General features: G+C 70.9%; 10 protein-coding genes. All 10 read left to right on the forward strand.

Translation table 11 applies throughout. The features are described 5' to 3' along the window. Window positions 1–396 precede the first annotated feature (396 nt). Window positions 397–804 carry a four-helix bundle copper-binding protein gene (locus GA0070560_RS18535; protein ID WP_091299113.1) on the forward strand — a complete coding sequence of 136 codons (408 nt, stop codon included), beginning with the start codon at window positions 397–399 and terminating at the stop codon, window positions 802–804. Between the two features lie 949 nt (window positions 805–1,753). Beyond that, a complete protein-coding gene (locus GA0070560_RS18540; RefSeq protein ID WP_091299116.1) occupies window positions 1,754–2,197 on the forward strand; it encodes a DUF305 domain-containing protein in 444 nt (147 codons plus the stop codon). Between the two features lie 542 nt (window positions 2,198–2,739). Next, window positions 2,740–3,084: an NADH-quinone oxidoreductase subunit A gene (locus tag GA0070560_RS18545; protein WP_091299119.1), complete on the forward strand. Its 345-nt coding sequence runs from the start codon at window positions 2,740–2,742 to the stop codon at window positions 3,082–3,084. Beyond that, window positions 3,075–4,331, forward strand: a complete 1,257-nt coding sequence (locus tag GA0070560_RS18550) for a hypothetical protein (protein ID WP_091299269.1) — start codon at window positions 3,075–3,077, stop codon at window positions 4,329–4,331. The genes GA0070560_RS18545 and GA0070560_RS18550 overlap by 10 nt, the downstream gene beginning before the upstream one ends. Before the next feature lie 4 nt (window positions 4,332–4,335). Further along, a complete protein-coding gene (locus GA0070560_RS18555) occupies window positions 4,336–5,259 on the forward strand; it encodes an NADH-quinone oxidoreductase subunit H (RefSeq protein WP_425412673.1) in 924 nt (307 codons plus the stop codon). Between the two features lie 3 nt (window positions 5,260–5,262). Next, complete coding sequence (locus GA0070560_RS18560) at window positions 5,263–5,826, forward strand: NADH-quinone oxidoreductase subunit J (RefSeq protein WP_091299126.1); 564 nt, start codon at window positions 5,263–5,265, stop codon at window positions 5,824–5,826. Continuing rightward, window positions 5,823–6,125: an NADH-quinone oxidoreductase subunit NuoK gene (locus GA0070560_RS18565; protein ID WP_091299130.1), complete on the forward strand. Its 303-nt coding sequence runs from the start codon at window positions 5,823–5,825 to the stop codon at window positions 6,123–6,125. The genes GA0070560_RS18560 and GA0070560_RS18565 overlap by 4 nt, the downstream gene beginning before the upstream one ends. Continuing rightward, window positions 6,122–8,065, forward strand: coding sequence for a proton-conducting transporter transmembrane domain-containing protein (locus GA0070560_RS18570; RefSeq protein WP_091299133.1), 1,944 nt, complete (start codon window positions 6,122–6,124; stop codon window positions 8,063–8,065). The genes GA0070560_RS18565 and GA0070560_RS18570 overlap by 4 nt, the downstream gene beginning before the upstream one ends. A gap of 3 nt (window positions 8,066–8,068) precedes the next feature. After that, window positions 8,069–9,559, forward strand: coding sequence for a complex I subunit 4 family protein (locus GA0070560_RS18575; protein WP_091299137.1), 1,491 nt, complete (start codon window positions 8,069–8,071; stop codon window positions 9,557–9,559). A gap of 3 nt (window positions 9,560–9,562) precedes the next feature. Beyond that, window positions 9,563–10,981: an NADH-quinone oxidoreductase subunit N gene (locus tag GA0070560_RS18580; protein WP_170839471.1), complete on the forward strand. Its 1,419-nt coding sequence runs from the start codon at window positions 9,563–9,565 to the stop codon at window positions 10,979–10,981. The last annotated feature ends 37 nt before the right edge of the window (window positions 10,982–11,018 follow it).

The raw sequence follows: 11,018 nt of genomic DNA on the forward strand, positions 1-11,018 counted from the left end.
CACGGCGGAACACACACAGCCATCCCCACCCCCGGCCCCGCGGGCACGGCAACACCTAGCCTCCCGCCGTCGCCGGCCGGAGCCCCGGACACGATGTGCGAGAACCAGGTGACCGGGTCGAAGAGCTGCGTCTCGGTCGACGGCCTGTTGCTTCTGCGGTCTCCGGTGTGGTGAGAAGCAGTGCGGTGAGAACCCTTTATCTGGCCAAGGGCCTGGCTGGTCTTCGCAGTCCCGACGGATGTGGTCGTCGTCGTCCGATCCGGCGGCTCACGCCAGCTCGGACGCTTCGAGTCGGCTCGGCATGGGCAACCGGTACTCGCTCGCCCTCTAGTGTCACGCGGTGTGGGTCGGGCCTCCTCGGGTACGGCGGAGAGAACCGCGAGAGAGGAGCTCCTGATGCCGAGCACCACGATGCCGATGCTGGAGACGTACCCGAAGTCGATCAACCTGGACCGGGCGAAGCTGGCGGCGGCGATCGACGCCCTGAACGACTGCGCCCAGGCGTGTACCGCGTGCGCGGACGCCTGCCTGAGTGAGGACATGGTCGCCGAGTTGGTCAAGTGCGTACGGACGAACCTGGACTGCGCCGACATCTGCGCCACCACGGCTCGGGTGCTGTCCCGGCACACCGGCTACGACGCGAACATCAGCCGCGCCATGCTGGAGGCGTGTGCGACGGCGTGCAGGTCCTGTGGTGACGAGTGCGCCGGTCACGCCGACAAGCACGAGCACTGCCGGATCTGCGCCGAAGCCTGCCGCGCCTGCGAGCGGGCCTGCCGGGACCTGCTGGCCATGATCAGCTGACCGGCGGCCGGTGCCGGCACCCTCCCGGGTGCCGGCACCGCATCACCGCTCGGCCCCGTGCTTGGCCATCCGGGGCTATTCCCCCTTGCCGACCCTGCGCAGCGCGTCACGGAGCTGCTCCTCGGTCATCGCGACGTTGCCCTCGATACCGGCGTCGTGGGCCTGCCGCCGTAGATCGCGCAGCTTCTCCCAGTCACCCAGGTCGACCCCCCTCGTGGTTGCGACGGCGCTGGCCTGGCCGCGTCGCTGTCCCCGCGCCTTCTTGTACTGCGGCGGACGCGAACGGGCTTAGCCGGTCCCGGATTCTTGTCGGCGTTGCGGGTGATGGCGCTGAGATGGCCCTTGGACTTCATCCGGATCTCCTTGACGTCGTCGAGGCGTTCGACGCCCTGCTCGCGGAGCCGGCTGTGCCGGCCCTGAACAGGTGCTCTTCGTCGGCTCAGCAGTGACGTGCCGGGGCCTCATCAGTGTCGCTGCGCAGGTTTCCGCCCGAAGGGGCGGGGTTACCTCCTTCATGGGACGAGGAACGACAGCCGACCGTTGAGGGGAACCGTCATGGCCCAGCCCAGGAGCGGCCGGGGGCGCCTCGTGCCGGCATCGCGACCTGAGCTTCCTCGGGACCGGACAGCCCGCCGGTCGATCCTTGTACGCGCCGCCGTCCGGGCGGCCGGTCCGGATCGTGTCCGGTGCGGCTGCCACCCGTTGTCGTTGCCCGCCAACGGGGCCCGCCCCTTCGCCGACCGGCTCTCGCCGCGGAAGTCTCTCCTGACCGCGCCTGCAGCTCGGCCTCGCGCCCGGTGCCGCCGTGCCAGTGGTGACCGCCGCGCCGGCGGTGACCCCGACCCTGTACCTCCCACAGCAGGCACGGCGCCGCCTTGGCGGAAATGCCATTAGTTTGACCAGAACCCCCGATAATGATCGACCATCGATGACCCGACGGAGGGGAAAGATGAAGAACTACATCCGGTTCGGCTTGGTCCTGCTGATCAGCCTCGCGGTCATGTTCGTCCTCACGATGTCGCAGATCCGCAGATGGTCGGACTTCTACCTCAACCTGAGCAACTTCTACATGTCGGTGATCATGGTTTCGGTCATGGGCGTCATCATGATGGGCGTCATGCACCAGATGTTCACCGACAAGCGCCTCAACATCGCGCTGTACGCGGTGCTGGGCGCCCTGTTCGTCGGCGGGTTCGCGGCGGTACGCACCGAGCCGTTCGTGGGCAACGAGGGATTCCTCAAGTCGATGATCCCCCACCACTCCCGGGCGGTCCTGGTCTGCCAGGAGTCGCAGATCACCGATCCAGAGATCGTCGAACTCTGCGGCCAGATCGTCAAATCCCAGGAGGAAGAGATCACCCAGATGAAGAAGATCCTCGACGATCGGTACTGACCAGCCCCGACGCAGGACGCGGCCCACCGACCAGGTTCCGACGTGCAGCATGCTGGATGCAATGGGTGCACGGCGGTGGACACCGTCCCGACGTCCGGACCGACGAAACCCGGTGACCGGACTTCACCCGAGGGCCTACCGATGACCAACCGCCCCGGCCTGCTGGTCTTCAGCAAGCGAGCACAGCGACTACATCCAATCGGATGAAGACAGGGTGCGGGTCACCAGCTCGCGAACACGGGGAGGAGCAGCGTGTGTGAGGTTTCCAGGGGTTCCTCGGTGGCCGAGCAGGTCTGTGGCGGCGAGTCGGGGCACGACTGCTCCAGCCTGCGTCGGCTGGTGTCCCGAGATCCGCACCGCCTGAAGATACCGCCGGGATTCTCACGATCGTCCCCTGTTCCGAGCTGTTGCCTTGAGGGCTGATCGATGTTGCGTTGGTTGTCACCAATCCGGACGGCCGTTGTGCGGCTGCGGCGTCTTCCGGCGGGACCACCGGCCGCAGGGTAGAAAGACCATGTCGAGGGCAGCCAGGAGGGGTAGGCATGTTCGCGGGAGCAGCGGTGATGGCCCTGGTCGCGTCGCTGAGCGTGGCGGGGCTCTACCTGGTTCACCGGTTCACGGCTGTTGCTGCTGACCCGTTGACAGTGCTGCCGTTCCAGTCCGGGTGGCTGCCTCGGGAGCACGCCCTGTCGAGGTACCACGTCCGGTGGTACCTGGCGACTCTGCTGTTCCTCGCCTTCGACGTGGAGATGCTGTTCATGTACCCGTGGGCGGTGGTCGTCGCCGACCTCGGGAGCACGGCGGTCGTCGAGATGTTCCTGTTCCTCGGTGCGGTCTTCGTCGCGGTGCTGTGGGCCTGGCGGGAGGGAGCCCTGAGGTGGGTGTGACCGACGCGCTGGCCCGGGTGGCGGTCCGCCGTGCGCACGTGTTGGTGGTGCAGACGCCGGAACATTGGTTGACCCGTGTCGTCGTCGAGCGGCATGTCCTGGCCCGGTCGTGGCGGCTGGCGATGTCGCCGGCGGACGCAGACGTCCTGGTGGTCTGTGGTGCCCCCGGCCGCGAACTGGCGCGGGTGGTGACGCACCTGTGGGATCAGATGCCCGGGCCACGTAGCCGCGTCCAGGTGGACGGCCCGGAGGTCGTCGTCCCAGCGCTCGACACCGCCGAGAGCGAGTTGCTCGATTCGGCGCGGCAGCGGATCGACAGCCGGGACCGGCCGCACGCACGGTCACCAAAGCACGGGTCGGTCGATGAGCCGCCTACCAACCATGCGATGGAGGAGGGTGGTCATGGGCACCGCGATTCCGGTCCGCAGGCACACCACAGCGGCGCCGATGCGGGTCCTCCTGCCGACATGGGCAGCACCGACCACGGAGGCTCGGACCACGGGGGCATGGACCACGGGGGCATGGACCACGGGGGCATGGACCACGGGGGCATGGAGATGGCGCCGGCCGGTATCCCGCTGGCGCAGGGAGGTGAGGACCGTGACGGGCTGGAGCTGGATGTCCTGCACCTGGAGCTTGGCCCCGTGCTGGCGTACTGGCCGGCGGGCCTGATCCTGACCTGCGCGTTGCAGGGCGACGTGATCGTCGAGGCCGAGGCCCGCCTGGTCGACGCCGACCCCTCGTCCACCCCGGGCCACCCCGGGCCACCGGACCCACTCCGTCAGGCGGCCCGACGATGCGACAACGTCAGGAACCTGCTGGCGCTCGCCGGGTCGACGGACGCGGCGTCCCGCGTCCGTCACATCCGCGACTCGCTGCTGACCGACCGAGATGCCGACCGGGCCGCAGCCGAACTGGACCGGCTCCGTCGCTCGGTGCGCCGGTCGTGGCTGCTGCGCTGGTCGCTGCGGCGGCTGCGGTTTCTGACCGATCGTGACCTCGCCCGTCATCGGCTACCCGCGCACCTGCGCGGAGACACCCACGATCGGTTGCTGACCATGCTGGACAGGGCCGCGCACAGCCTCGCGGCGACCGCGGCTGAGCCGGACGCGTGCGGCAGGCACACCACAGCCGTTGACGGCATCGCCGACGTCGTGCGCGGTCTGGACCTTGCCACCGCACGGCTGGTCGTGGCCAGTCTCGACCTCGATGCCCTGACCGTGCAGGGCGAGGTCAACCGTGTCTGATCCGGTGACGACGGTTCCCGCAGGCTGGGCGGTCGCCGCGGCCGGGCTTCTCGGCCTGCTCACGACCGCCGCTGCGGTGTTCGACGGAGTCCTGACCGCCCGTGCCGCGGGTGCCCGCTCATCCGGGCTGGGTACGCCGGTGTGGGAGGTGGCCCGGCTGCTGCGGCAACGGCGCCGCAGCACCGTCGCCGCTGATCACCTGCTGTGGCGCATCGGCGGCGCCGGACTGCTCGTGATGTCGCTGATGATCGTCACGGTGGTGCCGCTGGGCAGGTGGACGTTGTTCGACCTCGATGTCGGGGTGGTGTGGTTCAACGCGATGGACGTGCTGGCGTGGGCGTTCGTGTGGCTGACCGGCTGGGGGGCCAACTCGGCGCATTCCCTGGTCGGCGGCTACCGCTTCCTGGCGCACGGACTGGCCTACGAACTGCCGCTGATGTTCGCGTTGGTGGCGCCGGCGGTGGCCGCGTCGAGTTTGAACGTCGGGACGGTCGCCGCGGCGCAGGACGGCCTGTGGTTCGTGGTGTGGATGCCGGTGGCGTTCCTCGCGTACTGCCTCGGCGCGGTGGCGATCGCTGTCTGGGGGCCGTTCTCGCCGGCCCTCGGCGCGGACATCGCCGGTGGTGTCACCGCCGAGCTGTCCGGCGTCGACCGGCTGCTCTTCACCGGGGGACGGTATGCGCTGCTGGCCGCCGGGGCGGCGTTCGCGGTGCCGATGTTCCTCGGCGGTGGAGCCGGTCCGCTGCTGCCTGGCTGGGCGTGGGTGCTGCTGAAGACCGTTGCCGTGCTCGCCGTGTTCGTGTGGCTGCGTCGTCGGCTGTCCGTTCTTCGGCCGGATCTGTTCATGGAGTTCGGGTGGGTGGTGCTGCTGCCGGCCGTGCTGGTGCAGGACCTGGTCGTCGCCGCCATCGCGGTGGGGAAGGGCTGAGGCGTGGTCACGCACATCGCGTTCTGGGCGCTCGCCGTCGTCGCCGTGCTGGCCGGCGCCGCCGTCTTCTGGGTGAACTCGATGGCGCGGGCGAGCTATGCGCTCGCGCTGTCGTTCATCGCCGTCGGTGTGCAGGTGCTGCTGTTGCAGCAGAACTACGTCGGCGTGGTGACGATCCTGATGATGGTGATGGAGATGGCCGTGATGGCCGTCTACATGGTGATGTTCATGGGCATGAATCCGGCGCTGATGCCGATGAGCATGGTGCACGACAAGCGGCACGCCGTGGCCGCCTCCGTCGGCGTGTTCGTCGTGTTGGCCGCCGGGGTGCTGCTCGTCCCGTGGCCGGCCCGCCGCGGGGCACCCGCCGAGGACGTGACCGCGGCGCTGGGTGAGGAGCTGATGGGCCCGAAGATGCTGGTCATGGTCGTCGTCGGGGTGGTCATGGCGGTCACCATCGTGGCCGGCGTGGTGCTGGCGGCACACCGCACCCGCTACGACCGCTTCGGTGACGACCTGCGCCGGCGCCCCGCAAACGACCCGCAACCGGGAGGCGTCGGCCGATGACCCTGCAGACCGTGCTGCTCGTCGCGGCGGCCCTGTTCAGTGTCGGCCTGTACGGCGCGCTGTCCCAGCAGGTCGTGGTGATGGTGATGATGGGCCTGGAGTTGATGCTCAACGGTCTCATCCTGGCCGCCGCCGGCTTCTGGTGGTTTCTCGCCCCGGACCCGTCCGGCCAGGTGCTGCTGTTGGTGATCATCGCGGCGATGACCGTGGAGATGGCAATGGGCTTCGCCGTGGCCACCCTGCTGCACCGGGTACGCCGGGCCGACATGACCGACATGGCTGCGGACCTGTCCGGATGAACGAGTTCGCACAGGTGTGCCTGTGGCTGCTGGTGTTGCTGCCGGCAGGCGTGGGCGCTGTCCTGGCCGCCGTCGCGAGGGCGGACCGGGTCGCCGTACCGGTCTCGGCGTCGACCGCCGCCGTCATGGTGGGCCTGTCGGCCGTGGTGGCAGCGGCCCGCCCGGCCGTCGCGGTGCCCTTCGTGGCCGGCACCGACGTCGCGCTGACCGTCGACGGGCTCGCCGCCCTGATCCTGCCGATGCTCACCGTGGTGACCCTGCTGGTGCTGCTCGCCGCGACGGGCGAGATCCGGACGTCGACAGCCCGGTTCCACGGCCTGATGTTGGTCTTCGCCGCAGCCGTCGCCGCGACAGCGACGGCGGCGACCCTGCCGACGCTGCTGATGGCGTGGGAGATCATGGGCGCCGCGTCGTACGCGTTGATCGGCTTCCAGTGGCGCGACGACGACCGGGTGTCGGCCGGTCTGACCGCCTTCCTCACCACCCGCGCCGCGGACCTGGGCCTCTACCTGGCAGCCGGGGCGGCGCTCGCCGGCGGCGCCGGCCTGGCCCTGGCGGACCTGCCGGCCAGCAGCCCGGGGTGGCGGAACGTGATCACCGCCGGCATCCTCGTCGCCGCGCTGGGCAAGGCCGCCCAGCTGCCGTTCTCGTTCTGGCTCTCCCGGGCGATGGCGGGCCCGAGCACGGTGAGCGCACTGCTGCACTCCGCGGCGATGGTGGCGATGGGCGGCTACCTGCTGCTGCGGGTCGAGCCACTGCTGGCCGCCAGCGGATGGGCGGGACCGGTGACCATCGGGCTGGGTGCCGCGACCGCGCTGCTGCTCTCCGCGGTGGCCCTGGCGCAGCGGGACCTCAAGCAGCTGCTGGCCGCCTCCACCGCCGCCCAACTCGGCTTCGTCGTGATGGCCGCCGGCGCCGCGACGGTGACCGGCGGGGCGGCGCACCTGGTCGCGCACGCCGCGACCAAGGCCCTGCTGTTCCTGGCCGCCGGCGTATGGCTGACCGCGCTGGGCACCAAGCGGCTCACCGGCCTGCGCGGCGTCGCCAAGCGGTGGCGGCTGGTCGGCTGGTCGGCCACGATCGGGGCGCTGGCTCTCGCGGGAATCGCACCGCTGTCACTGTGGGCGACCAAGGACGCCGTACTCACCGCCGTCGCCGAGCAGTCGCCGTGGCTGTACGCGGCGGGTCTCGTGGCGTCGGCGTTGTCCGCCGCCTACGCCGCGAAGATCCTCGTCGTGATCTGGCTGCGGGTACCTGCCGACCGCCGCGCCGAGGTGGAGGCACACTTCGACGAGGAGGAGCGGGGCACCCGGCGGGTCACGGTGCGGCAACAGGCACCGCTGCTACCGCTGGCGGTGGGCGCCGCGTGCGCCGGTCTGCTGGCTCTCCCGCCGCTCGTCGCCGCCGTCTCCCGGGCCGTCGGCGAGCCCGGCGGCGCCCACACGCCGGCCTGGGAGCTGGTCGTGTCGGCGGCGATCGCCCTCGTGGTCCTGCTGATCGTGGTCGTCCGTCGGCGGGTGCCGGAGCCGCGCTGGGCGTTGCGCTGGCTGGGGTTGCCGGCGGCCGCATCGGCGCTGGTGGTGCGTCCCACGCTGCGCTGTGCGAACGCCCTGGCGCGGTTCGACGACCGGATCGTGGACCGGGGTGTCACCGGTGCCGCCCGAGCCGCGCTGGCGGTCAGTCGCCGCGCGGGCGGGTTCGACGACCGGGTCGTCGACCGGGCCGTGGAGCGCGGCGCCGCCGGTACGCTGCGGGTCGCGCAGCGCGCGGGACGAGCCGACGACCGCTGGCTGGACGCGGCGGTGGAACACCTCGCCGCCACGGTGCGCCGGCTGGGCCGGCTGGCCCGCCGGCCGCAGACCGGCCAACTGCACCAGTACTACCTGCAAGCCGTCGTGGTGCTCGTCCTCGGCGTCGTCCTTCTCGTGGCGTTGGGGTGAGCCGTGCTCAGCGTGATCATTTTCCTGCCTCTGGTTGCCGGTCTGGCCCTGGCCGCGCTTCCGCGGCTGGGCGACCGGACGGCCCGCTGGACGTGGGTGGCCGTCACCGCCGTCGACCTCGCGCTGATCATCGGGCTGTGGCTGCGCTACGAGACCCCGCCGCCGGGGGGCCTGGCGTTCGAGGAGCAGGTGCCCTGGATCCCGGGCGTGAACAGCAGTTACCACCTCGGCGTCGACGGCCTGTCCCTGCCGCTGATCGCGATGACCGGGGTCATCTTCCTCGCCTGCGCGGTGTACGCCCTGCGCAACCGGCGCCGTCCCCGCGCCCAGGCCGCGCTGTTCCTGTTCCTGCACAGCGTCAGCCTCGGTCTGTTCCTCGCCGCCGACCTGATCCTGTTCTTCGTCTTCTTCGACCTGTCCATCGTCGGTATGTACTTCGTCATCGCCGGATGGGGCCACGGAAACCCGGGCCGCTCGGCGATGAAGTTCTTCCTCTACACCTTCCTCGGCTCACTGGCGCTGCTGGTCGGGTTCATCGGCCTCTACGTCGCCGCCGAACCGCACACCTTCGACATGCCGGCGCTCGCCGCCGCCACACCGCTGGCTGGCCGGCCCCTCGCAGGCGGGCTGGTGCTCGCCGCGATCCTGGTCGGGCTTGCGGTGAAGACCCCTACCGTCCCCTTTCACACCTGGCTGCCACCGGCGCACACCGACGCCCCCTCCGTCGGCTCGGCGGTGCTGGCCGGGGTGCTGCTGAAGATGGGCACCTACGGCTTCGTCCGCATCGCGATGCCGATGCTGCCGCAGGCGTGGCGGGCCTGGGCCTGGGTGATCGTCGTGGTCGGCGTGGTGTCGGTGCTCTACGGCGCGCTGGTGGCGCTGGCCCAGACCAACGTCAAACGGATGATCGCCTACACGTCGGTCAACCACATGGGCTACATCGTCCTCGCCGTCGGCGTGGCCGGTCTGGTGGCCGGTGACACCGCAGCGGCCCGCAGCATCGCGGTGACCGGTGCGGTCTACCAGATGGTCAGCCACGGCCTGATCACCGCGGCGCTGTTCCTGCTCACCGGCGTCCTGCGCGACCGCGCCGGCAGCTACGAGATGCGCGAGTACGGCGGACTCGCCGCCCCGGCACCGAGGTTCGCGGCCGTGTTCGCCGTCGGCGCGTTCGCCTCCCTGGGCCTGCCGGCGTTCACCGGCTTCATCGCCGAGTTCCAGATCTTCACCGGCAGCGTGGCCGCCGCCCCGGTGACCGCGGTGGCGATCCTCGGCATCCTGGTCACCGCCGCGCTGTTCCTGCGCGCGCTGCAGGGCCTCCTCGCCGGCGACACCCGCGGGCGTGCGGTCGGCTTCACCGACCTGCGTCCCGCCGAGGTCTGGTCGGTGGGGCCACTGCTGCTGCTCTCCCTGCTGTTCGGGGTCCTGCCGCGTCCGCTGCTCGACGTCATCGAACCCGCCTCCGCCACCGTCATCGACCTCGTCGGGAGATAGCCGGTGCAGACGGACATGATGCGGCCGTTGCTGCTGCTGCCCGAGATGCTGCTGGTCGTCGGAGCGCTCACCGCGCTGCTCGGCGGCTCGTTCGTCCCCCGGCACCGGCAGTGGATCATCCGGGTGCTCACCGCCGTCGTCCTCGTCGCCGTCGTCGGCACCGCCGCGGTGGGGTTGGCAGGGCCGACCCGGACCGCCTTCGACGACAGTTTCACCGTCGACACCGCCACCGGCGCCGCCCGGATCATCGCGGCCGTCGGCACGCTGCTGGTGCTCGTCCTGGCCGCCGACGAGATCGCCGGTGCGGCACGGGAGAGCGAGATCTGCGCCCTGCTGCTGTTCGGCACCGCCGGAACCGTGCTGCTCGCCGGCGCGGACGACCTCCTGGTCCTCGCCGTGGGGTTCCTGCTGGCCACCATTCCGCTGTACGGACTCATCGGGATCGTGTCGACCGCCGCCGGCGCCGAGGCAGCCGTCAAGACCTACCTGTTGGGGGCGCTGCTCGGCATCCTGCTCCTGCTCGGCGTGACGGTCCTGTCCGGACTGACCGGCAGCACCGGCTACGCCGACCTCACCGCCCGGCTCGCCGACGCGCCGCCCGGGGCGGTGACCGCAGCGGCCGTCGCGCTGGTGGCGGGGTTGGTGTTCAAGGCGGGCGGGGTACCCGGCCACTTCTGGGTGCCGGACGCGGCACAGGGCGCCAACGCCACGGCCGCGACGTTCCTGACCACAGTGCCCAAGATCGGGGCGCTGGTCGCGATCTACCGCCTGGTCGGTGTCCTGCCCGACACGGTGCCCTGGCCGGTGCTGGTGGCCACCGTGGCGGTAGCGAGCATGACGTGGGGAAACCTGGCGGCGTACTGGCAGTCCGATCCGCGCCGGCTACTCGGCTGGTCCACCGTCAGCCAGGTCGGGTTCCTGCTCGTTCCCGTGGTGGTGGCCGGCCGCAGCGACCTGGCCCTGCCGTCACTGCTGCTGTACCTCGCCGGCTACACGGTAACCAACATCGCAGCCTTCGCCGTCACCGCCGCCCTGCCCGACCGCCGCGACCTCGCCGACTACCGGGGCCTGGCGGCCCAGGCTCCCTGGCTGGCCGCCGCCCTGGTGGTGGCACTGCTCGGCCTCGTCGGTACGCCACCCACCGTGGTGTTCATCGGTAAGCTCACCACCGCGACGGCCGCCTGGGACGGCGGCCACGGCTGGCTCGCCGTCGTCGTGTTCGCCAACACCCTGATCAGCCTCTTCTACTACCTGCGATGGATCGTCCCCACCTACCGGCGACCGGAGCCGGGCGGGCACCCGGCGGAGAGAAGCTCTGCCGTAGGACGGTGGGCCTCCCGCACCGCCGTCACGGCAGCCGCCGTCAGCCTCGCGCTGGGCCTCGCCGGGGGAATGGTGTGGACGGCGGTCAGCGGCCCATAGTGCGGATCCGTGGCCGATGCCGCCTGCCGGCGGTACG

Source organism: Micromonospora halophytica (assembly GCF_900090245.1).
In the GTDB taxonomy this organism is placed as follows: domain Bacteria; phylum Actinomycetota; class Actinomycetes; order Mycobacteriales; family Micromonosporaceae; genus Micromonospora; species Micromonospora halophytica.